Here is a 23,706-nt window from a genome sequence, read left to right as displayed (position 1 = left end):
AAATTTCCTTAACCAGGGGTCAACCTTCCCTGTGGTTTGTAACAATTTTACACTTAAAAACGACTATAAAGAAAATGATTATACGAGGTGGCTTATGAAATCCTTTATTTTTATTGTAGCTTTTGTACTGATAGGGTGCAGCAGCGGGATCAATACAGAGAGTAGTGAAAAAGTTATTATTTACGAGATGAAGAGTTTTCAGGAAGTACACGAGGAATCTAAAATTGAAAGGACTGATGAACAAGTAATTGATCAATTTATTCGTGCTTTTCATTCGGCGGAAAAACAAGCAGGTATTGTAGATATGGTTGATCCTGACTACAGAGTAGATTTTGATGAAGAGAGTTATTTTCTTTGGATAGATGATAGTTTTGGAACAGTAATGGATACAGATGATACCCATACGATTTACGAGTTAACTTCACAGTCTGCCGAGAGGCTTAAAGGAGTTTTAACAGAGCAGTTTTCAGCTGATTAACCCTTTAAACGAACCAAAAAACGCTCCAATTCTGAAGCGTTTTTATTCAAGTGCTTTAAACAAGTATTTTTTAACCTTTAACTTCCACTACTCAGTTAGCTAAACACCATGACAGAAAAATATAATCCTTATTTTAGTAATTTCTCATTAATTTGTTTTTGATGGTGGGCATCGTGCTTAATAAATATTTTTATAAAACTTTCCCCTGAAAACTTCCTTTTTCCACCACCAATAGTAAACCTAACATCGCTTCCAACTCTTGAAATCTCTTCAATAAGTTCCTTTCGAGTGAGAACAAAACGATCAATTAGAGGCTCAACTGAATAGTCTTCGATAAAAGACATAGCTTCTTCATTATGTTGGTCATGGTCTGGGAACGTTGGTAAATCAGCACCTTCAGCCATGTACGGTACCATTTTATCGAGATTAAATTGATCCCAATAGTAAAGATGCCCCACAATTTGTCTTATTGACCATTTTCCTTCTTTAATAGGTTCACATAGTCTTTCTTCAGGTAATTCTTTTAATTCCAAAATATAATCAGTCATTTTTTCAAATTGATTTAATGTCTTATTCAATTTCTTTCCTCCCCACCAATTTTCCTCAATAGTTTTAAATGTTTTTGTGCGCAAAGTTCGTATTTCTCTGCTGTTTATTTTAACATAAATATCCATATGTCTCTTGTTTCATAGGAATTCATCATATGGGTATCTGCTAGATTCCTTCCTGAGTACTTACCAATGAAGCGAAGTCTTTTCTCAACCGCGAGAACCGTCCCTGTGGTTGGCCCCGTGGTTGGTGTAAGGAAGTAAAAGAGAGAAACTTCAGTTCCTTTTACCTATATTGATAAAGGATTATTCTATTCATTTATTTCACCCGCAAAAATAGACATAATATTCTGAATTAAGGTGGTATATTGTTGTTTGTGATAACTTTTTTGTTTCCATTTTCTCTATTAATCTCTAAAAGGAGGGCCGGAATTCAACGATCTTACAACTAAAAAGGAGGCTATTCATTTGAAAAAAGCATCGTTACTTAGTGGACTGAGTTTTGCATTAATGTTTTCCTTACTATCTCCTTCGATCTCAGCAGGTGGAACAAGTGACTTACCGTTAAATGGAACCATTCCTGAAACTGGAGGTGACTCCACAGCAATTGAACTTGATGAGGATGGGAAAACAGCGCCCATCTACGATACAAATGATGCCATCGTGGAAAACCTATTGGTAGAAACAACTATAGATAGTGACAATTCAGGTGAATTAGATCTTGTGTCGGTAAAAGTCATGAGACCGAATACTGAACCAGGGGTTGAAGTTCCAGTTATCTATGAAATGAGTCCTTATCGTGCTGGTTTAAGAACCCTCAATTTTTTTGATGTAGATGTCGAACTCGAGCCTGTTCCACATCCTGGAAATGGCTATGGTCGAGGAAATGGCGGTGGTAAACCTTTTACGTCTGGGCAAGTTAGTGGGGCACTAGCAAACTACTATGTGCCAAGAGGATATGCTGTAGTTTTAGGAGAGGGAATTGGTAGTGGTCGTTCAACGGGTTGTGCCACTTCTGGAGACCTCCAAGAAACGTTAGGTACAGTCGCAGTGATCGATTGGTTAAATGGAGATGCAAGAGCATTTAACTTAGACGGTGAAGAGGTGTTTGCAGATTGGTCAACAGGAAATGTCGGTATGACCGGCGCATCTTATAATGGAACATTAGCTACTGCTGCAGCAACAACAGGTGTAGAAGGCTTGAAAACAATTGTCCCTGTCGTTGCGATTAGTAATTGGTATGATTACTTCCGTGCAAACGGTGCTGTTGTCGCTCCTGGTGGCTATCAAGGGGAGGATGCTAGTGTCTTAGCTGATGCCGTCACAACACGTGCAAACAGTGCAGTCTGTGATCCTGTTCTTGAAGAAATGGTTGAGGATGAGGACCGTTCTACAGGCGATTATAATGAATTTTGGGATGATCGCAATTACTTAAATGATGTAAAAAATATTGAAGCAAGCGTTTTTATCGTTCATGGTTTAAATGATAGAAATGTAAGAACAAAGCAATTCGCACAACTATGGGATGCGATCGGTGAGCAAGATATTCCACGAAAAATGTGGTTGCACAATAGAGGACATAGTGGTGTAGGAAATCAAAACAACTGGACAGAGACGCAACACAAATGGTATGACTACTGGCTTTATGGTTTAGAGAATGACATTACTGAAGAACCTATGGTTGATGTTCAAAGAGAGGACAACTCGTGGCAGAAACAAGAGGATTGGCCACATGTAGATATGCAATCTACGAAACTCTATTTCCAACCGGAAAATGAAGGAACAGGATCACTTCATAAGTCCCCTGTTCGTAATCAACCACATAACAAACAGTCGTTGATAGATGCACCTACTACGAATCCGAATACTCTCGTGGCCAATCCAGATACGACTCATGTTAATCGACTGGCATATACGACAGATGTATTAGCTGAGCCTGTTCATATGAGTGGTTCACCTGAAATTAATATTCGAGCTAGCCTTGATCGACCTGTGTCTAACTTAACTGCTTTTCTAGTAGAATATAAAAGTGACGGATCTCAAACAGTCGTCACGCGCGGTTGGATGGATGCGCAAAATATCCACGGACCTGATCGTTCGATAAGCTTAGTCCCTAAAAGAGATTATACTTTTGAATGGGACATGCAGCCACACGATTATGTATTTCAAGAAGGTTCTCGTATAGGCGTTGTTGTGATGGCTAGTGATCGTGACCATACGATACGTCCATTAACTAAAACAGAAGTAACAATAACACCAACACGAAGCCACCTCACGCTACCAATCGTCAATGGAAAAGATGCGATAAATTAAGGGATGGGCTCCATGGCTTGGCTACACAGGCAATTAAATTATAGAGGATGAGTTGACAAATATGAAGAGGGGTTTCCGTTATGGAGGAACCCCTCTTTTCTATTAAAATATCAACACTTCATTGGATCGTTATTTCCTAATTGATAAGCTTGGTTGTTACCAATTTAACTTTTAATGATTCTTTCTGCCCCTTCTTTTACTTTACTGGTAAAAAAACGATAATATATCTTCTTCTCCAGTACCTTCTCTTCCCTACTGTTTTCCATGCTGCACTACCATTAGCGATCGTGAGTAACGTCAATGGAATCGTACTAACATAAAATGACAGGCTTTTCGGTTCTTCTGGGCATGGTGTCTCCTTGGCCGCAAGAACCGTCCCTATGGTTACCCTTGGCAGTCATTCTTTATTGTGGTTCAATGACTTTAGAAGGCGAAATGGGTTGCAGTGCTTAAGTTGAAAACTAATGAACCGGAATTTTATTCGGATATGAAATGAGGAATCACAAATGGATTTTTTACAGGAAAATCAAAAGGTTTGGGATCAAAAAGTGAAGGATGAAGATGTATGGACGCGACCTGTAAATCGTGAAGAAGTGGACAAGGCGAGAAAAGGAGATTGGAACATTGTCTTAACTCCCTCTAAATCTATTCCGAGAGACTGGTTTCCAAAAAGCTTAGCTGGAAAGAAAGTGCTCTGTTTAGCATCAGGTGGTGGACAACAAGGTCCGATTATGGCTGCAGCGGGTGCTGACGTAACTGTTTTTGATTACTCTGAATCGCAGCTTAGCCAAGATCGTCTTGTAGCCGAAAGAGACGGGCTAACGATTCATACGATTCAAGGAGACATGAGAGATTTATCGGTGATCGATGATGAAACCTTTGATGTCATTGTTCATCCTTGGTCCAATTGTTTTATTGATGATGTGTTGCCGGTATGGAAAGAAGCATACAGAGTATTGAAAAAGGGTGGGTTATTACTGTCCGGCTTCGCAAACCCAGTAACGTATATTTTTGATTTAAAGGCAATGAACGAAGAAAAATTCGTGGTCAGACACCAGCTTCCCTATTCGGACTTAACGAGCATTTCCAGTGAAGAACTGCAAGAACTCGTATTAGATGAAGGAGACGCCATTAGTTTTGGCCATACTCTAGAGGATCAAATCCAAGGGCAAATGGCTGCAGGCTTTGTCCTGGCAGGTTTCTATGAGGACGTTGGCGGCTCACCGCTGGATCAGTATATGAGTGGCTCCATGGCTACAAAGGCTATTAAACTATAGAGGGCATTTTGGCAAATATGAAGAGGGGCTCCTGTTATGGAGGGGCCCCTCTTTTCTTTGAAAATATGACGACCCAAGGGAACGGTTCTTCTGGTCAGGTGTTCACCTGAACCGCAAGAACCGTCCCCGCGGTTACCTTTATGCTTCGTTTAATAAACTGTAAATTTCAGAGTCTAGCTTTTCAGCAAGTTTTGGATCGTATGTTTTTTCGTAGGTTGTTTCGGACGTAATCTTTCCTCCATAAAAAATCACATCTTTCACAGATTCCACTTCCACTGTGATCACGCGTAGTTTCATCGTTTTTTCAATTATGTCTGAGACTGTCGCTTTCCCTTTAATAGAATAGCAACTCTCCGCTCCCGTGACACCAAGAACGATGTGTGGATTCTCCTGAATGTTTGTTGCAGAGTCAGCATTATGACCCACTGCAAATTTAATTGTTTTGCCACCTGGATGAGCGACTAACCAAGAAATGATGCTTAGTTCAGGTTCGTTTGTTTCTGCGTCTTTTGTTACGAGTGTGACGATTTTCTCTCCTTGAAGGGAGTCTACTAGTTCGTCATGAATTCTTTCTTCTACTTTAGCCATCGGAATTCTCCTTTAACAAATGAATTTCTATTTACTCGTTTCTTTCAACCAACCAAATAGATGGAAATCTTAAGTACGACGTTCACGTTACATATTATACAGTTTTCAGGGGTGGAAAATACAGGGATAACCATTGAAATGAAGTAATTCGTTCCTACTTTCTACGATCAAATGGTGAACGGGATCAGTTCTCAAACATCAATGTAATTTAATAGAAATGACACTTGATCACCGTCCCTGCAACCTTAACCACAAGAACCGTCCCTGCGGTTCTATTTTATATACCGATACTCCATTAACTTCTTTAGCATGGAGACTTCCTGTAATAAACTTTCTCCGACATTCGTTTCTAGGATTTTTTTTCTTACTAGTTCTTTATCTACCAATCTTTTTACCGATAACACGTCTGTTCCATTTTGTAGGACGTCTTCTTTGGAATGAAAAAGTTTATGGGCGACGAGTTGCATGCCGTATGAATTATATAATAACGTGTACCCGGCAATTCCTGTTGCTGATTGATAGGCCTTGGAAAAGCTTCCGTCGATGACGATCATCTTTCCATTAGCTTTCACTGGATTTTCTCCACTGATCTCTTTCACTGGCGTATGGCCGTTGATGATGTGGCCTTGATCAGGATTAAGATCAAATTCTTTTAGGATTTGACGGCACGTCTCTTCCTTTTCCCGTAGATAGTAATAGGGATTCTTTTTCTCCACATGGGCTTCCTTATCTTTAATGAAATACCTTTCAAAGGTAGTCATTTCTCTTTTTCCAAAGAGAGACGAATACTCTCCTGTCCATAAATACCAGACCATATCTGTGGCAAGATCATCGGTCTTTTCTGGATGAGCGAAAGCCTCTCGTAAATACTGTTCAAAAACATCTAATAAATCACGACCGGCTAACGTTTTATTCTCAATCGTCATTTTTTCCATCTTTCCATGTTCATCTATCGGAATACAGCCATGGATTAATAAGTTTCCGTTATATTTCAAATAGAGACTGCCTTTTTTCATAAGAAACTTCATATGTCTAGCCAACTTTTCCGAGTGCTGAACAGAAAATAATAGTTTATCGATGACTTCCCTTTCTTCCTCTAAGAGTTGATCGGGTTGTTCCTGATTGACCGTTGCAAAACATGTGTTTTCTAGTGGATACGTTTTTCCATGAATCGTAATTTGTTTTTTGTCATAATCAAGTTTTTCAAGCAATAATCTTTCGGACATATTAAAGTTGGGACGTCTCTTGATGATTGGCATTTCAAGTTTGAACTGGATCATGGCAATGGCTTGATGAATTTTTGAGATTTGGATTTTTTCATTCTCAGGTAATGCATTCGTAGAGCTCTTAGGCATAAATACAGGATTGCTATCATAATATTTTTCCGCAAGGTTGAGAAGTGGTCTGAGATTGATCCCATACACATCTTCAATAATGTCCAAGTTGTCGTACCGCGCGCAGATACGAATAATATTCGCTAAACAAACCTTTGATCCAGCAAAGGCACCGATCCATAGGACATCATGGTTTCCCCACTGGATATCTACAGAATGATAATTAATGAGCGCATCCATAATTTTATCTGGTTCCGGTCCGCGGTCATAAATGTCTCCGACGACATGAAGATGGTCGACAACCAACCTTTGTGTCGTATAAGCGAGACCGATAATGAGTTTATCCGCCTGCCCGAGGGAAATAATTTGCTGGTAAATTTTTGAGTAATATTTCTTTTTATTGGTGAATTCTTCCGTTTTATATAGTAACTCTTCAATAATATAAACAAACTGTTTTGGCAAAGCTTTACGTAATTTCGAGCGTGTATATTTGAAGGAAGCAAAGGATATGAGCTTAATCATATGCTCAATGGTTTCTCCGTACCATTCGTTTAATTCTTGGTCATTGTTAAAATGATCCTTTACTAACTGCAGCTTCTCTTCTGGATAATAAACGAGGGTGGCTAATTCATCAATTTCTTTTTCAGAAAATTCATCTTTAAAGAGGTCTTTGATTTTCTCTTTCACATTCCCCGAACCATTTCTCAAAACATGTTGAAAGGCTTGGTACTCCCCATGTAAGTCACTGACAAAATGTTCTGTCCCCTTTGGTAGATTCAGGATCGCTTCAAGCTTAATAATTTCAGTGACGACTTTTTCCTCACTATCGTATTTTTCAGCCAGTAAATCTAACAGTTTTGTATCCAAAATGATAGACTCCCCTTTCTGGATCAAGCTTTTTTATAGGTACCACCTACAACTTTCGTTATCGTCTTTTTTTCTGAAAATTGTGGTCATTCCCTCTCTATTAATTTACCACATCTGAAAGTGGAAAATGGGGGTAAATTGGAAATGGCTCTAGACTAGTGGAAAAATGCTAATCATGAGAGAGGTGATTGATCTTTAAGGTAACGTGGATTAAGACGTTGCTATGACCCATTTGTTGCTGCGCTTAGACAATCTTCTTTTCGTTTTATACAATAGTGATTGGAAGACTACAAGGAAGATAACAGCAGTTGCTTGTTTTGCAGCGAAAGTTGGGGGAATGGTTATGAAAATTTATGTAGATGCAGATGCATGTCCCGTGAAAGATCTTGCGATAGCGGTCGCAAAAGAGGCAGACATTCCAGTTGTTCTTGTGAAAAGCTATGCTCATTTTTCCATTGCTGACGAACCAGAGGGTGTGAAGACGGTTTATGTTGATACGGGAGCTGAGGCTGCTGATTATAAAATTATGCAAATGGCACAAAAAGACGACATCATCATCACGCAAGACTACGGTCTCGCTTCACTGGGGTTAGCTAAAGGTTGCCAAGTTGTTCATCATAAGGGCTTCGCTTATACGAATGAAAATATCGACCAGCTTCTCGATTCACGGTACATGAGTGCGATGGCAAGAAAGAGCGGCCAGCGTACAAAAGGACCAAAAGCTTTTACACAAGGGGAAAGAGACGCATTCGAAACGTTTTTCAGAGCGATCGTTCAGAAATGAACCGCAGGGACGGTTCTCCTGGCTGACCAAGAGAACCGTCCCTCTGGTTGCTCCTATCGTTCGACAATCATTGAAATGCCTTGGCCTACGCCAATACACATGGTAGCGAGTCCTCGTTTACTGTCTCTTTTTTTCATTTCGTGTAACAGCGTCGTTAAAATTCTTGCACCGCTAGCACCAAGTGGATGACCAAAAGCAATGGATCCGCCATTAACATTTACTAGGTTGCGATCCAAGTTGAGATCTTGGATGCACGCTAAGGCCTGGGCTGAAAATGCCTCATTAAGCTCGATTAAGTCCATATCCTCTATCGTCATCTTTGCCCGTTGTAACGCTTTTTGCGTAGCTTTGACCGGACCAATTCCCATGATTCTAGGTTCCACTCCAGCAGTTGCAGAAGTTACATAAGTTGCTAGTGGCTCCAAACCTAGCTCTTCCGCCTTTTGACGACTCATAAGCAACACGGCAGACGCACCATCATTGACCCCAGAAGCATTTCCTGCAGTTACACTTCCGCCTTTAAATAAGGGGGGAAGTTTACTCAGTTTCTCTACCGTTGTGGTTGGCCTAGGATGTTCATCTTTACTCACCTCATATGTACCGTTTTTACGGTCCTCAATAGAGATTGGAACAATTTCATCTTTGAAACGATCACTTTCCATTGCCTGTTTTGCTCTCATTTGACTTTCATAGGCAAATTCGTCTTGTTCACTTCGGGAAATATGATATTCGTCCGCTACGTTTTGAGCCGTTTCTGGCATGGAGTCCGCACCAAACTTTTCTTCTAGCAAAGGATTTGTAAACCGCCAGCCAATCGTCGTATCTTGGAGTGATTGATTGCCACGACTAAACGCTTGTTCTGGTTTCCCCATCACATAAGGCGCACGAGTCATGCTTTCCGTCCCACCTGCAATGAAAATATCCCCCTGTCCAACAGCAATAGCGCGCGCTGCATAAGTAACCGCATCCAACCCTGACCCACATAATCTGTTAATCGTGGTCCCACCTACTCCAACGGGGAGTCCTGCAAGCAAAGAGGACATGCGAGCCACGTTACGGTTATCTTCGCCTGCCCCATTGGCATTTCCGAATATGACTTCTTCAATTTCTTCTGGATCCATCTTTGGATTACGCTCAACTAAAGCACGTAACACATAAGCTCCTAGATCATCGGGACGAACGTTTTTTAACGCCCCGTTATAACGACCTATCGGGGTCCTTACTGCATCGACAATAACGACTTCATCCATGAGCATTCTCCTTTTTATTACTCGTATTTATAGACACCATGCTTCGTTTTTCTACCTAGTCTTCCAGCTTCAACAAATTTTTCTAACAAAGGTGCCGGACGATATTTTTCTCCTAGTTTTTCATGTAAGTACTTTAAGTTATTGAGCCGTGCATCTAAGCCGACAAGATCACCTAGTTCCAGCGGACCCATCGGGTAATTTAAGCCTAGTTTTACAGCCTTATCAATATCTTCAGCACTAGCCACTCCTTCTTGAAGCATGTGGAAAGCTTCATTGCCAACTAACGCACTAATTCTACTCGTTACAAACCCTGGGAACTCATTCACCTCTACAGTCTCTTTGCCCATTTTCTCTGAAACCTCTTTAATCATGGAAACTGTCGTGTCGCTTGTCTCTAACCCCTTTACTATTTCAACAAGGGGCATGATATGAACGGGATTGAAAAAGTGCATGACAGCAAATTTCTCTGCCCTTTGAGTATACGAGGCGATTTGCGTCGGGCTGATCGTGGACGTGTTCGACGCAAAGAGCGTATGTTTTGGTGCAAACTTCTCTGCCTCTTCCATGATTTTTTGCTTAAGTTCCTGTTTTTCAGGAACAGCTTCAATGAGCAGATCGGCCTTCTCCACAGATTTAGCAAGACTAGTAGACGTTTCTATGCAGCTAAAAAGATTTTCTCCTTGCTCTGGGGTTAATTTCTCTCGTTTTAATCCTTTTTGTATCGTTTGTTCCACGTATTGATAAGCATCCGTTAATTGTTCTTCAGACACATCCACTAAGATGGTTTGAAAGCCGGCAAGGGCAGAGACATATGCTATGCCTCGCCCCATTACCCCAGCCCCCACGACCGTTACATTTTGTATCATCAGCAGCCGTCCTTTCGTTTTACACTCCGAATGGATTTATTGGTTTTGGTCCATGGTAGGATAGGACGCTTTTATCTTCTGTATAGAGATCGAGTGTTTCAATACATAATTCTCTTCCGAAACCAGATTGCTTATACCCACCAAACGGTGTTCCTGGGAAGGCGGAAAATGGGCAGTTCACCATGACAATTCCAGCATCGATTTTGTGTGCAACTCGAGTAGCTGTTGCATGATTTGTTGTCCATATAGCTGCTCCTAATCCATAATCTGTATCGTTCGCACGTTTGATCACATCTCTTTCGTCAGTAAATGTTTCTACGACTACGACGGGACCGAAGATTTCTTCTTGAACTGCTTTCATGTCAGGTGTGACATTTGTGATCACAGTGGGCTCATACCAATGACCATTTTCGAATCCTTCAATAGTTCTTTCCTTCCCTCCAGTAGCGATCGTTGCTCCTGCTTCTTGCGCTGATTGAACGTATCCATCAATCGTTTCCAGTTGTTCACGGCTAATAATAGAACCTAGATGGGTTCCTTTATCAAACGGATCTCCGAGCTGAAGTTTTTCCGTTTTTTCAATAAATTGTTCCATAAATTGATCGTAGATGTCTTCATGAACAAACAATCGTGAGCGTGCTTCGCAAGATTGGCCAGTATTAAAGTAAATTCCGAAAAGCGATCCTGCAACTGCCGCTTCCATGTCAGCATCTCCAAAAATGATATTAGGTGATTTTCCACCTAATTCTAGTGTTAAACGCTTTATTGTTCCTGAAGCTTTCGCCATGATGTCTTTGCCTGTAGGAGTCGAACCGGTAAAGGCAACTTTGTTAACGCTTTCATGTTCTACCAGGTAGTCTCCTATTACTTTACCTGAACCTGGGATGGTGTTTACCACACCTTCAGGAACCCCCGCTTCATGACAAATCTCATTAAGCAAAATCGCTGTAATTGGCGTTAAGCTTGCTGGCTTCATGACGACCGAACACCCTACAGCAATGGCAGGTGCTATTTTCCATGCTGCCATCATCATTGGATAGTTCCAAGGAATAATTTGCGCACAAACCCCAACCGGTTCTTTGTTTGTGTAATTCAAGAATCCATTAGGTACATTATTAACTGTGCCACGATGGCCAACTATTGCACCTGCATAGAATTCAAAGTCCTCAATGGACTGATTTACCTGTGCTTGGGCTGCTCCGACAGATTTCCCACTATTTAATACTTCTACCTCTACTAACTCTTTGAAACGTTCACGCATGATCGCAGCGATTTTGTTCAACACTCGTGATCGTTTTCCGACCGGAGCTTTACGCCATTTTCCGTGATCAAATGCTTGACGTGCTGCTTGGACGGCTTTTTCGGCATCTTCTCTATTTGCTTTTGCCACTGTCGCCAACGCTTCCCCTTTTGCTGGGTTATCTGTTGTAAACGTTTCTTTTGAAGTGCTTTCTACTCTTTCTCCGTTAATAATCATCGCGTAATGGTCACGTTTTAGTGCACCAGTTTCTGTAATTTTCTCTGCATTCACTGTACTTTCCATTTCAAAACACTCCTTTAATTATTTCCCAGTAAAATCTGGTTTTCTTTTTTCTTTGAAAGCCTGCATTCCTTCTAGGTGATCTTGGGAACTTCCAGCAATTCGCTGGGCTTGGGCTTCATGTTCCAGCATTTGATCAAATGGTTGATGCATGCCATCCATCATATAGCGTTTTATTAACGAGAATGATTTTGTCGGTAAAGAAGCAAGTGATTCAGCAAAACGCTGAACTTCCTCTTCCCAAACGGCTTCCTCAAACACTTCTGTTACAAGGCCTAACGAGAGAGCTTGTTCTCCAGTTATTGGCTTTCCTAATACGGCCATCTCCATTGCTTTCCCATAGCCTACGATGCGCGGTAACGAATACAAGAATCCAGAATCAGGGATTAATCCAATGTTCATAAACGCACTGACAAACTTTACGTGAGGTTTTGCTAATCGAAAGTCAGCTGCCAAAGCCACACTCATCCCGGCACCTGCTGCGGTTCCGTTCACAGCAGCGATGATCGGTTTCGGTGTTTGTTTCATCGCTTTCACCATTGGATGATACCTTTCGCGAAGAAAGGTGGCGTGATTCGTATTCTCATCGACGCCAGATAGATCTTGACCCGCGCAAAAAGCTCGTCCTTCTCCGGTTAAGATAATGCTTCTGGCTGCTTCGTCTTTTGTGGCTTCCCTGAGCGCTCTCACTACTTCTTTATTCATCTGTTCTGTAAAGGCATTAAATGCTTCGGGACGATTTAACGTAATCGTCACTACGCCATGATTCAAGGTATAACGAATCGTTTCATAGTTATTTTTCATTCTTACACCCCTTTAAAGAAAGGTTTGCGTTTTTCCGTAAATGCACGCATCCCCTCTTTTTGGTCTTGGGTGGAAAAAGCTAGATAAAAGTTTTTTCGCTCAAGCTTAAGCCCTTCTGACATCGGCGCATCAACTGCCTCATTCACTGCTTCCTTAATGAGTCTAAGAGCGATTGGCGCTTGTTTGGCTAACTTTTCAGCTAGTAACATAGACTCTTCTTCTAGCATTTCAGGAGCAACAATGCGATTAATGACACCATAGTGCAGCGCATCAGTAGCACTCATTGGTTCTCCTAGCCACATCCACTCTAACGCTTTCGCTCTTCCCATCACCTTTGTTAAGTATTGCGTTCCACCTGCACCAGGCATGACGCCTAAAGTGACTTCAGGAAATCCAAATTTGGCATTCTCATCGGCGATAATCAAGTCACAGTGAAGGGCCAATTCAAACCCACCACCCAACGCAAAGCCGTTCACAACTGCTATCATCGGTTTTTTTATCAGCATCATCCGGTCCCATACAGCGAAAGGATTTGCCAATTCAAGAGACATGGACGTTTCTTCTGTCATTTCCGCGATATCAGCACCTGCTGCAAAAGCCTTTTCACTACCCTTTATCACGATCACTCTTATTTCTTCATTATGATCAAATTCTTCCATTTGCCGGACGATCTCATCTACCATACTACGATTCAACGCATTCGCTACTTCAGGTCGATCAAGCTGAATAATGCCTATCTCCCCTTGCGTTGAAACCCTAATATCTTTAGACATCGACTACTTCCTCACCAATCATCAACGTGACAAGTTTTCCAGCAAAGCTCATAACGTCCTTACCGGAAGCTTTTCCTTCATCCGTTCTCATTGCCGTTTGCAGTGATTCGTGGTCGTCATAAAACATTTCGCACATTAAGTAATATTGACTCTCCCCCATTGGAGAACCAACGATTTTTGTCACTTTCATTTCTCTTAACCCTGGAATTTCTTTTGTAAGGGGTGTATGTGTTTTGTAATAATGCTCATCAAACGCCGCTTTGTCTTCAGGCTGCTTATATAATGCAATTAGTTTTACCATAGAATAATAACCACCTTTTCATTTTTAGTTGCTACTGTTTGCTTCCAATCCGTTCACCGGCAAAACCCACGTCCTTGAGGACTTGCTAAAAATTGAACTTCCTCTTGGTAAAAATAAACCTACTCGCTTTAGTTAACTAAATATTTCACGACCGGTTTCATAGCTTCAAAGGGATTTTTACAAGTCTTGCAATACAAAATACTACGACAGGCTGTAGGCCCAAACACATTTTCCATAGAGGTAAAAGGAGATTTGCAAAAAGGACAATCTACAGACCACTCTTCCCCAGGCGTGTAATGTTCAGGTGGTGGGGAGACACCATGTTTCTTTAATTGTTCTTTTCCCTTTTCGGTAATTGCGTCGGTAGTCCACGGCTGCCGATAAGAAAATTCAACTTTACAACAATCAATCTCTGCTAATTTTTCCACCGCAACTTTGACGTCTTTCGCGATAATATCCAAAGCAGGGCAGCCAGTAAAGGTAGGAATCATCGTAATAAAAGCTCCCTTCCCACTTACTTCTACTTTGTGAACCATCCCTAAGTCGAAAACACTAACTCCTGGCAGTTCAGGGTCGTCTACATGCTTCAATACGTTGTAAATTTTCTTGTTTGTTTCTTCTATAGGCACCTTCATCCTCTCCTCTTTGAGACTTACCAGATCGCGGTCCGATCGGTATCGTATACTTCGGATAATGTTTTTAACGCTATCGTTAATTCCCCAGTATGTTCTCCAGACCTCCCGCTCCCCTGCTTTTTACCTAACTGTTGCTTAGATATCTTACCGACTGTGGTTTCTACTCTTTCTACCCATTGAGTTTCGATCACGTCTTCCCCAGCTATCAAATGAGCATCCGCCATTTGTTTCGCTTTCGGCCCCAACTCTAAAACATCTTTAAATTCTCCCCATGCCTCTACCATTCTCGCTCTCAGACGTTCTTCCGCTTCTCCACCAGCAGCCAATAATTGTTTCACCCACATTTTCCAATGAGCTAAGTGATAGGGTTGCTCCATTAATACTTTTTGAGCGGCATCAGCAAGAGGTTGATAGGAACTTCTCGTCGCAAGTTCTAATTTGACTTGTTTAAACTCTTCGTAAAAATAATGACGAACGACGGTTAAGGCCCAATCATAAAAGGGTTCATCTAAATAGTGACCATCCCCATTTTCCTTCTCCAGATAAACCGCACTTTTACGAGATTCTGGCCCCCTTTCATGGGCGAGAACATCGGCGTCTCCTTCTCCTAACTCTTCTAGCAATTGATAGAAAAAAGTAGCGTGGCCCATGGTGTTTTGAGTAATAGAAGAAAAGGCAACATCCTCCTCTATATGAGGGGCTAAACCGAGCCACTCGGACCCGCGGAAAGCTAAAATGAAATCATCATCAGCAAATTGATAAAGTAATTCTGTTAAGGCTTCTTTATACAATGGGTCTCGCTTCGCTTGTTCTGCATTTTCAAAATGAGTCATTATTTTTTGACCTCTTTCCATGACATGATTTCTTTTTCATCCAACATCCCTTGTTGTTTTTCTCTCCATTTGCTTCTTAAATACCCATATCCTTTCGTTGTTCGGTAATCTTTGTTTTCCAACCGTTGTGTCAACAATTGACGTTCTTCACTCGTTAAACCGTAAATATTCTCTCGTTTAACCACCCAAATATCAGCTACATCTTCACGACGCATGAAGTTTTCTTGAGCCATACTTAAAGCCATCTCATGATTCGGCGCCAATAAACTAAATTGATGTTGCATCGAACCTTTTTCAGTTTTCTTGCTGAAGACTTCATATTCTTGATAAAAATGTGATGTTTTTGATTCTTTAGCTCCCATTACCAAACCTCCCTATATGACTCTATGAAAATGAATGTTCTTTCGATAGCGCTTCTATGACCCAACGATTATTTTCATAAGCGATTTGTCGGAGACGTAAACGCTCCTTAGACATGGGTCCTTTGTTTGAGATGATCTGCTTGAATTCATTCCAATCTGGTTGTTGATAGATCCACTTTTTCTCTTGTTCATCGTAGTGCAATGTATCATCTGGCACCGTCAAATTGAGAGAAAATACACGTGGTAGGTACTTATCTAAAAACGCTTGTCGTAACTCTTCATTAGAACTTTTTCTAATCCGATATTTCATCGTAATCTCTTGTTTTGATGAGCCTGTAGTCGAAGCTGATCCAGGACCAAAAAACATGAGAAGAGACGGCCACCAACGATTTACGGAATCTTGAAGGATCTCTCTTTGTTCCTCTGTTCCTTCTGCTAATGCCATGATAATGGCTTCCCCATGTTGAGCATGAAACACTTCCTCAGCACATATACGGTGGAGCGCTCTCTGGTACGGACCATATGAAGCATCTAGCATGTTGGTTTGTGAAATAATTGCCGCGCCATCAACTAGCCAGCCGATCAATCCGGCATCCGCCCATGTTTTTGTTTTCATATGAAACACATTATGAAACTTCAAATCTCCGTTAAGTAAATCTTCCATTAAGTTTTCTCTTGTTTTCCCATATGGTTTCAATAAATCTTCCGTTACCCGCAATAACAATTGACCGTGTCCCATTTCGTCTTGTACTTTTGCCATAATCCCTAATTTTCTTTTTAATGTGGGGGCTTTTGGCGTCCACTCTTTTTCCGGAAGAGCACCCATCACTTCACTGATGCCATGCATGGATATAAGTTTGATCAGGGTCTTTCTATATTCTTCAGGCATCCAATCATCAGCCTCAATTAATTTTCCAGCCTCAATTCGTTCCATAAACTTTTGATACTTTTCAGGGTCTTCTTCAATACCAGAATCATTTACTCCGCCCTGCTCCACAAAATTATACATCCCTTCACTCCTTATCACGTTTATTTAACGTAAGTATACTTAAACGTAACATAATTTTCAATAACTAAATCTTTTAAATTTTCTTATAAATTATATAATTACTTATATATCAACGTTTATTAATGTTTTTATATGTTTAAAATCATGGAAAATTCGTTGACAACGCTTTCAATCGATTGTACATTTAGTGAAACGTATTAAGGTGTTTACGTATTTATTTTATAACATAGGGGGAAAAGCGATGCCTGTATTCGAAAAAGAAGAGACTTGGGAACAGTCTGAAATTCAAGAATTACAAATGAACCGTTTAAAAGAGACACTTGATCGTGTCTACCGCAATGTGCCCTTTTACAGGGAGGCTTTTGATAATTTGAATATTTCTCCCAGTGATATTGAATCCTTATCTGATTTAAAGCGGCTACCTTTTACAAAAAAACATGATTTCCGTGAGAATTATCCTTTTAACCTGTTTGCTACACCTTTGAATGAAGTAATTCGCATACACGGCTCGTCAGGAACAAGTGGAAAACCAACGATTGTAGGGTACACAAAAAATGATATTGAGAATTGGTCCGATATGGTTGCCCGGGCAATCTATATGGCTGGTGGGCGTAAAGAGGATGTTTTGCATAACGCTTATGGATACGGATTGTTTACTGGGGGGTTAGGTCTTCATCATGGTGCTGAACGGTTAGGATGTGCCACTGTTCCTGTTTCAGGAGGAAATACATCAAGACAAATCACACTCATCCAAGACTTAAAGCCTCGTATTATTTGTGCAACTCCTTCTTATGTATTAAATATTAGCGAGGCAATGAAAGAAATGGACATCGATCCTCGCACCACTTCATTAAAATACGCTATTTTAGGAGCAGAACCTTGGTCAGAGGAATTGAGACACGTGATTCAGGAGACGTTCGACATGAAAGCCATGGATATTTACGGTCTTAGTGAGGTTATGGGACCTGGCGTTGCCATAGAATGTGTTGAATCTCAAAACGGATTACACATTGCTGATGATCATTTCATCGTCGAAATCATCGATCCAGAAACACTATTACCAGTTCCCGACGGAGAAGATGGTGAATTGGTATTTACAAGCTTAACCAAGGAAGCTCTACCGGTTATCCGGTATCGAACGGGAGATATTTCTTCGATTTCTCGGGAAAAATGTGAATGCGGACGCACGACTACAAAAATGAGTCGCATTAAAGGACGTATTGACAATATGCTCATTATACGTGGAGTGAATGTTTTCCCTTCGGAAATTGAACGTTCGATTTTGCCAATACGTGAACTTGATTCGAACTATCAAATACATCTTTATAAAAAGGGCGCATTGGACCATGCTGAGTTACATGTTGAGGTGTCCGAAGCATTCTACCGTTCACTTCCGGACAAAGATTTTAATCACCTTAGTGCCCAAAAGCTTATCAAAAAAATTCAGCGTATGTTAAAGACAGATATTCTCGTTTCCATGAACGTTTCACTAAAAAAACCGCAATCCATCCCTCGTTCCGATGGAAAAGCAAAGCGTATCGTTGACCGTCGTTCAGAAAAAGTGACTAGTTCAAATTAATTTCAAGGTTCAGATTAAGCTGTCCTAATGGAACGTTATTGAGGGGCAGCTTATTTTGTGATTCTTTTTAAAAATAGCTTTTGTTATCGGTCATTATTGATTTTGAAAAATCATCGTTCCCGTTCTGCAAGCAAGTCCCGGACCTCCTCCTCTTCCTCTGCTAGTCTAGCTCTGAAGCTCAATCGGGTGATAAAACTCGAAGCTTATTCGTGACGGAATCTTCAACACTTTGGTTGTTTTTCAGATGGGTTCAATTTTCATCTAAGGGCTGAAGAGAGGAAAAAGTATGATGAAATTTAATTTTGTAGTAAAATGTACTATACATATCTTTTTCGACAGAAATATACAATCATTTTCAGTTCACAAAATTTGTTAATAGAAAAGGTTGGCGGGTGTAAATGGAAAAAACATTAAATACAAGATCCATGATCTTCACTTTGTACGGAGATTATATACGTCACTATGGAAATGTCATTTGGATTGGTAACTTAATCCGTTTACTTAAAGAGTTTGGTCACAATGAACAGTCTGTGCGAGCTGCGATCTCTCGGATGAGTAAACAAAATTGGCTTCAATCGGAGAAAAAAGGAAATAAAAGCTATTATTCGTTAACAGACCAAGGAAAATCTCGCATGGAGGAGGCTGCAAAACGAATCTATAAATTAGAGCCCTCCTCATGGGATGGCGAGTGGAGAATCTTAGTGTATAACATTCCAGAAAAGAAACGCCATATTAGAGATGAGTTAAGACAAGAGTTAGTTTGGAGCGGATTCGGCCTTCTATCGAATAGTTGTTGGATTACTCCAAACCCATTAGAAACAGAAGTAAATAACCTGATCGAAAAATATGATATCAGTTCTTACGTAAGCTTCTTTCGAGGGACTAAAGAAGATCAGGGCGATCCGAAACAACAAGTTGAAAAATGTTGGAATATCGATGAAATTAATGAGCGCTATGCCAACTTCATTGAGAAATATAGCCAGAAATATATTATTGATAAAAATAAAATTGAACAAGGGAAGATGAGTGATGGCAGTTGCTTTGTTGAGCGCACATTACTAGTACACCAATATAGAAAGTTTTTATTTATTGATCCCGGTCTTCCTAGTGAACTATTGCCTGAAAAATGGCTCGGCGACTCAGCAGCTGCGCTATTTGCTGATTATTATCGAACTCTAGCTAAACCAGCTACTCGTTTTTTTGAATTCGTCATCGAACATCAAAAGAGCGGTTTAAAAACAGATGATAGCTATAACTTTCTTGACCACCCGCTTATTAACTCGACTGTAGAATCCAGAAAAATGTAATTGGTTTACCGTTCTTTTGTAAGTTGCCAACTTTAAAATACGGACACACAAAGCAAAAAGAGAAGCTGCGCTAAAAAGCGTTGCTTCTCTTTTTATTTGGCCGTTTACGAAAACAGCCTTTTGTTTATTCTGAAATTAATTCTACTAATTCTTTCTGTTTAAATTCCTGTCCTTTTTTAACATAGGTATTGATTGTTTCTTCAATCATATAATAATCTTTGTCACCCAATGATCTAACCACTTTCCCTGGAGATCCTAATACAAGAGAATGTGGTGGAATGACTTTCCCTGAGGGGACAAGAGCGTTCGCACCAATGATCGAATACTCACCAATTTCTGCCCCATCTAGGACGGTGGCCCCCATTCCAATGAGCACACCTTTTCTTAATGTGCAGCCATGAATGATCGCACTATGACCAATGGATACTTCGTCTTCAAGGATTAATGGAAATTTCTCATATAGATGACAAACAGTGTTATCTTGGATATTACATCTTTTACCTACTTTAATTTTCCCTTCGTCACCTCTTAGCACGACGTTAAACCATAGACTCGATTCAGCACCGATCTCTACATCCCCTATTACTTTCACTCCGCCTGCCAAAAAAACGCTTTCATCAATGACAGGGGTATGGTCTTTATAACGATAAATCATTTGTTCCCCTCCTATTTTCTTCATGTTATACTTTTTAATATAACACATTTTTCACGGGAGGCGATTAAAAATGAATGAACTAGTTAAAATTTTGAATATTGAGCTTCCTTTCATTCAAGGAGGGATGGGGAATGTAAGTCACGCATCATTAGCTATTGCCGTATCAGAGGCAGGTGGGCTAGGTACGATAGGTGCGGGAACCTTGCCTCCTAAAGTGATCAAAGAAATGATTGCTGAAATACGTGCTAAAACTAATAAACCTTACGCAGTAAATGTTCCACTCTCTGTACAACCACACCTTGAAGAAGTCATCTCTCTTCTCATTGAATATCAGGTCCCTGTTGTTTCTTTGTCGGCTGGAAACCCTGCCCCTTTCATCCAACCTTTGAAAGAAGCCAAAAGTAAAGTGATGTGTGTTGTAGCTAATCACAAACAGGCTTTAAAGGCTGAAGCAGCAGGGGCTGACATCATTATAGCTGAAGGTTATGAAGCAGCTGGAATAAATTCGACTGAAGAACTGACTACGTTTACGTTAATTCCTAAAATTACTTCTGTAGTTAACATCCCCGTTGTCGCAGCAGGAGGGATCGGCAACGGAAAAGGGTTCTTAGCTGCTTTGGCTTTAGGAGCTCAAGGCGTACAACTAGGTACAAGGTTAATTGCTACCCAAGAGGCTAACGTCCATGAAAATTACAAGGCCGCTCTTTGCGATGCGGAATTTAACGATACCGTGATTGTTGGGAGGCCTTATCAAAAAATAAGGCGCATTTTGAAAACGCCTTATGCAGACAAGCTGATTGAGTTAGAAAAGCAAGAGATGAACAAAGCAACCCACCTCAAAAAAACAGATGAAACTCATCATATCCTAGGAGCGATCGAAGGAAAATTAGATCAAGGACACATTAATGCTGGACAAATATCTAGTTTGATCGAAGACATTCCTACAGTTAGTGAACTTTTTAACCGTATGATTCAAGAATCAACAAGCACTTTTAAAGGTATTTCTTCTTTTCTCCCTATGAATAAATAACATCAAATAGACGTCGTGTGTTGAATCATCTTTTAATCTCGTACATGAGTAAGCCTTAAATAGTCAGAAAAATCTGTAATAATGATCACACAACATTTAAATACACTCCGTTAAAATACCGTTATACAATTTTAATACATTTTTTTCGATTCAGCATCCCCTACTTAAGCTCATCTTATAAAGGTAATTTAACTATTGAAGGAGGAATTCCATTGACGAATATCATTGTTGAGACAACTGACTCCCTTGCTACAGTAACAATAAACCGACCTGACCAATTAAATTGCTTTGACTTTGAGACACTTGTTCAATTAGAATCTGCTGTTGAAAAACTACAACTGAATCGACATATTCGGTGCGTTATTTTTACCGGGGCTGGTGATAAAGCCTTTAGTGCTGGAGCAGATTTAAAAGAAAGAAAATCATTAAATGAGAATGAAGTACGAAGGAACGTAAGTAAGATTCGGCGAGTGTTCACTATGATTGAAGAAATGCCACAGCCAACGATCGCTGCCATTAATGGCTATGCTCTAGGTGGAGGATTCGAATTAGCTCTTGCTTGCGATTTTCGTTATGCTGTCGCGAAAGCAAAAATGGGCTTAACAGAAGTGAGTTGGGCCATTATTCCTGGCGCGGGCGGAACACAACGGCTCACACGATTAATCGGACCAGCTCGAGCAAAAGAACTCATTCTCACTGCTCGTGTAATCGAAGCAAGCCTTGCAGAATCTTGGGGTATGATTACTAAAGTCGTTAGTGATGATTCTAACTTACTTGAGGAAACACAAGCTCTATCAAATGAAATCATGGTAAACGGTCCTTTAGCTGTCACGCAAGCTAAATTTGCGATACAACAGGGAAACAATGTAGATATTCATACCGGTTTGGCTATTGAAGCTAAATCTTATGAAGTGATCATTCCAACTGAAGATCGTTTGGAAGCATTAAATGCTTTTCATGAGAAGCGCCGCCCTAGGTTCCAAGGTAAATAACCGGTAAAAAAGTAGTCCTGTTCATTACCTTGGACTATTTTTATTACCGCTACATCTGTTTCTTTCTTAGTTGATAACTGTGCTAATCTACTCTTCTATCGCTTCTATTTCAATTTGTCAATTTATTTTAAAGATTATTTCCAATTAGGAAAAAAACACTTAAATATCTGTCCTTAAGTTTATATACTTTTTTTGTCAGAAAATTTAAAATTATGAATAAACAAACTCGAACTTAAAGTAGTTTTGTAGTGAATCTCCACATATTCACTCTTTTAACTTTATGTTACAAAATAGTTTGTATTTACATATATGATTTCATATATTATTATAAGTTAGAATATTCAAATAACTTTTAGGGGGAAATTTGTATGAAAAAGAAATGGGACATGCGTATTGGGATCACCGTGTTAAGTATTTTCTTGTTATCGGCATGTGGTGCAGAAGAAGAGAATGCTGGAGCGAATGCAAATGAAGAAGGAAATAATAACAATTCTGAAGCTGAAGTTGAGGAAGAAAACAACCATTCATCTAACGATAATGATGAGGCGAACAACTCTGAAGAAGCAGAATTGCTCCAAATCGGAGCGACTCAAATCGTTGAACATCCCTCTTTGGATGCTGCTTATGAAGGATTTAAAGATGGTTTAGCAGACAATGGTTTTGCTGAAGGAGAGCAAGTCACATATGACCTTCAAAGTGCTCAAGGAGATCAAAACAATACATCAACAATTGCCAATAACTTTGTGGCAGATGGTGTCGACTTAATTTTTGCAAACTCGACTCCAAGCGCTCAAGGGGCATTACAAGCAACCGATGATATTCCGATTTTCTTCACGTCAGTCACTGACGCAGTCGGAGCGGGATTAATTGAGTCGCTCGACCAACCAGGAGATAACATTACTGGCGTTGTTGACCTCCACCCCGATTCAATTGAAATGACAATTGGTTTTATTGAAGATTACTTCCCTGACTCGACTGTCGGGTTAATCTATAACTCTGGCGAACAAAATTCAGTTGCACAAATTGAGGCAGTTGAAGCGGCCATTGAAGGCACCAACCTCGACGCCGCAACTCGCAGTGTCTCGACATCAGCAGAAGTTCAACAAGCGGCTGAGACTCTTATTGATGAAGCGGATGTGTTCTATATTATTACAGATAACACTGTTGTATCAGCTCTAGAAACCGTTGTATCTACTGCCAATGAATATGATATTCCTTTGGTTGTCGGCGAGCCTGATTCCCTTGAAAGAGGTGGATTTGCAACATTCGGTATTGACTATTATTCGATCGGATACCGTACAGGTGAAATGGCAGCTGAAGTGCTTAGTGGCGAAAAAACAACAGCTGATATTCCTTCTGAGTACCCAGCTGACATGCAACTATTTATCAATCAAGATGCAGCCGAAGCTCAATCGATTGAATGGCATGAGGATTGGGATGAACTAGCAGAACTGTTCGAGTAAAGTGGGCGTATGGTCGTATTCCTGGTAGGAATGGACTTTAACGTAACAGAAAACTAGCTTACGTTTCAAAAAGGAATCCTTTATTTAATCAGTGCACGTGCACACGTTACTGCACGTG

23 protein-coding genes are annotated in these 23,706 nt (G+C 40.4%); 9 read left to right on the top strand and 14 right to left on the bottom strand.

From position 1 onward, the window contains the following. Positions 1 to 94 precede the first annotated feature (94 nt). Positions 95 to 478, top strand: coding sequence for a hypothetical protein (locus tag CR194_RS04930; protein WP_110608502.1), 384 nt, complete (start codon positions 95 to 97; stop codon positions 476 to 478). Positions 479 to 606: 128 nt separating this feature from the next. Here CR194_RS04930 and CR194_RS04925 read toward each other — a convergent pair whose 3' ends face one another. Continuing rightward, positions 607 to 1,056, bottom strand: a complete 450-nt coding sequence (locus CR194_RS04925; RefSeq protein ID WP_233254228.1) for a DinB family protein — start codon at positions 1,054 to 1,056, stop codon at positions 607 to 609. Positions 1,057 to 1,536: 480 nt separating this feature from the next. Between CR194_RS04925 and CR194_RS04920 the strand changes: the two genes are divergently transcribed. Further along, on the top strand, positions 1,537 to 3,339 hold the full coding sequence (locus tag CR194_RS04920) for a Xaa-Pro dipeptidyl-peptidase (protein WP_199228137.1): 1,803 nt from the start codon (positions 1,537 to 1,539) through the stop codon (positions 3,337 to 3,339). A 506-nt stretch (positions 3,340 to 3,845) separates the two neighbouring features. After that, complete coding sequence (locus tag CR194_RS04915) at positions 3,846 to 4,616, top strand: class I SAM-dependent methyltransferase (RefSeq protein ID WP_110608500.1); 771 nt, start codon at positions 3,846 to 3,848, stop codon at positions 4,614 to 4,616. A 138-nt stretch (positions 4,617 to 4,754) separates the two neighbouring features. On the opposite strand, the gene CR194_RS04910 is transcribed toward CR194_RS04915, so the two are convergent. Both CR194_RS04910 and fbp read right to left on the bottom strand, forming a co-directional pair. Continuing rightward, entirely contained in the window at positions 4,755 to 5,204 is a 450-nt protein-coding gene (locus tag CR194_RS04910; RefSeq protein WP_110608499.1) for a PNPOx family protein, read from the bottom strand. A gap of 272 nt (positions 5,205 to 5,476) precedes the next feature. Then, positions 5,477 to 7,405 carry a fructose-1,6-bisphosphatase gene (gene fbp / locus CR194_RS04905; protein ID WP_110608498.1) on the bottom strand — a complete coding sequence of 643 codons (1,929 nt, stop codon included), beginning with the start codon at positions 7,403 to 7,405 and terminating at the stop codon, positions 5,477 to 5,479. 343 nt (positions 7,406 to 7,748) lie between these two features. On the opposite strand from fbp, the gene CR194_RS04900 reads away from it, so the two are divergent. Further along, the gene (locus CR194_RS04900; protein WP_110608497.1) at positions 7,749 to 8,189 is read left to right on the top strand and encodes a YaiI/YqxD family protein; all 441 of its coding nucleotides are present in this window, start codon (positions 7,749 to 7,751) and stop codon (positions 8,187 to 8,189) included. A 53-nt stretch (positions 8,190 to 8,242) separates the two neighbouring features. Here CR194_RS04900 and CR194_RS04895 read toward each other — a convergent pair whose 3' ends face one another. The 10 genes from CR194_RS04895 to paaA form a co-directional block, all read right to left on the bottom strand. Continuing rightward, positions 8,243 to 9,439, bottom strand: a complete 1,197-nt coding sequence (locus tag CR194_RS04895; RefSeq protein ID WP_110608496.1) for an acetyl-CoA C-acyltransferase — start codon at positions 9,437 to 9,439, stop codon at positions 8,243 to 8,245. Positions 9,440 to 9,456: 17 nt separating this feature from the next. Further along, positions 9,457 to 10,305 (bottom strand): 3-hydroxyacyl-CoA dehydrogenase, encoded by an 849-nt coding sequence (locus CR194_RS04890; protein ID WP_110608495.1) that lies wholly within the window; start codon positions 10,303 to 10,305, stop codon positions 9,457 to 9,459. 19 nt (positions 10,306 to 10,324) lie between these two features. Next, positions 10,325 to 11,848 (bottom strand): aldehyde dehydrogenase family protein, encoded by a 1,524-nt coding sequence (locus tag CR194_RS04885; RefSeq protein WP_110608494.1) that lies wholly within the window; start codon positions 11,846 to 11,848, stop codon positions 10,325 to 10,327. 18 nt (positions 11,849 to 11,866) lie between these two features. After that, on the bottom strand, positions 11,867 to 12,649 hold the full coding sequence (locus CR194_RS04880; RefSeq protein WP_110608493.1) for an enoyl-CoA hydratase/isomerase family protein: 783 nt from the start codon (positions 12,647 to 12,649) through the stop codon (positions 11,867 to 11,869). Positions 12,650 to 12,651: 2 nt separating this feature from the next. Beyond that, the gene (locus tag CR194_RS04875; protein ID WP_110608492.1) at positions 12,652 to 13,422 is read right to left on the bottom strand and encodes an enoyl-CoA hydratase/isomerase family protein; all 771 of its coding nucleotides are present in this window, start codon (positions 13,420 to 13,422) and stop codon (positions 12,652 to 12,654) included. Next, positions 13,415 to 13,723, bottom strand: a complete 309-nt coding sequence (locus tag CR194_RS04870) for an EthD family reductase (protein ID WP_110608491.1) — start codon at positions 13,721 to 13,723, stop codon at positions 13,415 to 13,417. The genes CR194_RS04875 and CR194_RS04870 overlap by 8 nt, the downstream gene beginning before the upstream one ends. Positions 13,724 to 13,851: 128 nt before the next feature. Continuing rightward, positions 13,852 to 14,358 (bottom strand): 1,2-phenylacetyl-CoA epoxidase subunit PaaD, encoded by a 507-nt coding sequence (gene paaD / locus CR194_RS04865; RefSeq protein ID WP_110608490.1) that lies wholly within the window; start codon positions 14,356 to 14,358, stop codon positions 13,852 to 13,854. Positions 14,359 to 14,375: 17 nt separating this feature from the next. Continuing rightward, positions 14,376 to 15,191, bottom strand: a complete 816-nt coding sequence (gene paaC / locus CR194_RS04860) for a 1,2-phenylacetyl-CoA epoxidase subunit PaaC (protein ID WP_233254227.1) — start codon at positions 15,189 to 15,191, stop codon at positions 14,376 to 14,378. Beyond that, entirely contained in the window at positions 15,191 to 15,553 is a 363-nt protein-coding gene (paaB, locus tag CR194_RS04855; protein ID WP_110608488.1) for a 1,2-phenylacetyl-CoA epoxidase subunit PaaB, read from the bottom strand. Before paaB ends, paaC begins: the two co-directional genes overlap by 1 nt. Before the next feature lie 22 nt (positions 15,554 to 15,575). Next, positions 15,576 to 16,562 (bottom strand): 1,2-phenylacetyl-CoA epoxidase subunit PaaA, encoded by a 987-nt coding sequence (gene paaA / locus CR194_RS04850; RefSeq protein WP_110608487.1) that lies wholly within the window; start codon positions 16,560 to 16,562, stop codon positions 15,576 to 15,578. 241 nt (positions 16,563 to 16,803) lie between these two features. Between paaA and paaK the strand changes: the two genes are divergently transcribed. Beyond that, positions 16,804 to 18,141, top strand: coding sequence for a phenylacetate--CoA ligase PaaK (paaK, locus tag CR194_RS04845; protein WP_110608486.1), 1,338 nt, complete (start codon positions 16,804 to 16,806; stop codon positions 18,139 to 18,141). Between the two features lie 398 nt (positions 18,142 to 18,539). Beyond that, entirely contained in the window at positions 18,540 to 19,448 is a 909-nt protein-coding gene (gene paaX, locus CR194_RS04840; protein WP_110608485.1) for a phenylacetic acid degradation operon negative regulatory protein PaaX, read from the top strand. 124 nt (positions 19,449 to 19,572) lie between these two features. Here paaX and CR194_RS04835 read toward each other — a convergent pair whose 3' ends face one another. Continuing rightward, complete coding sequence (locus CR194_RS04835) at positions 19,573 to 20,103, bottom strand: gamma carbonic anhydrase family protein (protein WP_110608484.1); 531 nt, start codon at positions 20,101 to 20,103, stop codon at positions 19,573 to 19,575. A gap of 70 nt (positions 20,104 to 20,173) precedes the next feature. Between CR194_RS04835 and CR194_RS04830 the strand changes: the two genes are divergently transcribed. The 3 genes from CR194_RS04830 (at position 20,174) to CR194_RS04820 (ending at position 23,588) form a co-directional block, all read left to right on the top strand. After that, positions 20,174 to 21,133 carry an NAD(P)H-dependent flavin oxidoreductase gene (locus tag CR194_RS04830; protein ID WP_110608483.1) on the top strand — a complete coding sequence of 320 codons (960 nt, stop codon included), beginning with the start codon at positions 20,174 to 20,176 and terminating at the stop codon, positions 21,131 to 21,133. Between the two features lie 212 nt (positions 21,134 to 21,345). Beyond that, positions 21,346 to 22,125 carry an enoyl-CoA hydratase-related protein gene (locus CR194_RS04825; protein WP_110608482.1) on the top strand — a complete coding sequence of 260 codons (780 nt, stop codon included), beginning with the start codon at positions 21,346 to 21,348 and terminating at the stop codon, positions 22,123 to 22,125. A 368-nt stretch (positions 22,126 to 22,493) separates the two neighbouring features. Next, positions 22,494 to 23,588: an ABC transporter substrate-binding protein gene (locus CR194_RS04820; protein ID WP_110608481.1), complete on the top strand. Its 1,095-nt coding sequence runs from the start codon at positions 22,494 to 22,496 to the stop codon at positions 23,586 to 23,588. The last annotated feature ends 118 nt before the right edge of the window (positions 23,589 to 23,706 follow it).

The organism is Salipaludibacillus keqinensis (assembly GCF_003226325.1).
In the GTDB taxonomy this organism is placed as follows: Bacteria; Bacillota; Bacilli; order Bacillales; family Salisediminibacteriaceae; genus Salipaludibacillus; species Salipaludibacillus keqinensis.
This window is presented reverse-complemented; position numbering and strand designations above follow the sequence as displayed.

Bases quoted from the DNA above. Each gene is read 5' to 3' on its own strand.
- CR194_RS04930 (WP_110608502.1), top strand. From the start codon at position 95: ATGAAATCCTTTATTTTTATTGTAGCTTTTGTACTGATAGGGTGCAGC.
- CR194_RS04920 (WP_199228137.1), top strand. From the start codon at position 1,537: ATGTTTTCCTTACTATCTCCTTCGATCTCAGCAGGTGGAACAAGTGAC.
- CR194_RS04915 (WP_110608500.1), top strand. From the start codon at position 3,846: ATGGATTTTTTACAGGAAAATCAAAAGGTTTGGGATCAAAAAGTGAAG.
- CR194_RS04910 (WP_110608499.1), bottom strand. From the start codon at position 5,204: ATGGCTAAAGTAGAAGAAAGAATTCATGACGAACTAGTAGACTCCCTT.
- CR194_RS04900 (WP_110608497.1), top strand. From the start codon at position 7,749: ATGAAAATTTATGTAGATGCAGATGCATGTCCCGTGAAAGATCTTGCG.
- CR194_RS04895 (WP_110608496.1), bottom strand. From the start codon at position 9,439: ATGGATGAAGTCGTTATTGTCGATGCAGTAAGGACCCCGATAGGTCGT.
- CR194_RS04890 (WP_110608495.1), bottom strand. From the start codon at position 10,305: ATGATACAAAATGTAACGGTCGTGGGGGCTGGGGTAATGGGGCGAGGC.
- CR194_RS04885 (WP_110608494.1), bottom strand. From the start codon at position 11,848: ATGGAAAGTACAGTGAATGCAGAGAAAATTACAGAAACTGGTGCACTA.
- CR194_RS04880 (WP_110608493.1), bottom strand. From the start codon at position 12,649: ATGAAAAATAACTATGAAACGATTCGTTATACCTTGAATCATGGCGTA.
- CR194_RS04875 (WP_110608492.1), bottom strand. From the start codon at position 13,422: ATGTCTAAAGATATTAGGGTTTCAACGCAAGGGGAGATAGGCATTATT.
- CR194_RS04870 (WP_110608491.1), bottom strand. From the start codon at position 13,723: ATGGTAAAACTAATTGCATTATATAAGCAGCCTGAAGACAAAGCGGCG.
- paaD (WP_110608490.1), bottom strand. From the start codon at position 14,358: ATGAAGGTGCCTATAGAAGAAACAAACAAGAAAATTTACAACGTATTG.
- paaC (WP_233254227.1), bottom strand. From the start codon at position 15,191: ATGACTCATTTTGAAAATGCAGAACAAGCGAAGCGAGACCCATTGTAT.
- paaB (WP_110608488.1), bottom strand. From the start codon at position 15,553: ATGGGAGCTAAAGAATCAAAAACATCACATTTTTATCAAGAATATGAA.
- paaA (WP_110608487.1), bottom strand. From the start codon at position 16,562: ATGTATAATTTTGTGGAGCAGGGCGGAGTAAATGATTCTGGTATTGAA.
- paaK (WP_110608486.1), top strand. From the start codon at position 16,804: ATGCCTGTATTCGAAAAAGAAGAGACTTGGGAACAGTCTGAAATTCAA.
- paaX (WP_110608485.1), top strand. From the start codon at position 18,540: ATGGAAAAAACATTAAATACAAGATCCATGATCTTCACTTTGTACGGA.
- CR194_RS04835 (WP_110608484.1), bottom strand. From the start codon at position 20,103: ATGATTTATCGTTATAAAGACCATACCCCTGTCATTGATGAAAGCGTT.
- CR194_RS04830 (WP_110608483.1), top strand. From the start codon at position 20,174: ATGAATGAACTAGTTAAAATTTTGAATATTGAGCTTCCTTTCATTCAA.
- CR194_RS04820 (WP_110608481.1), top strand. From the start codon at position 22,494: ATGAAAAAGAAATGGGACATGCGTATTGGGATCACCGTGTTAAGTATT.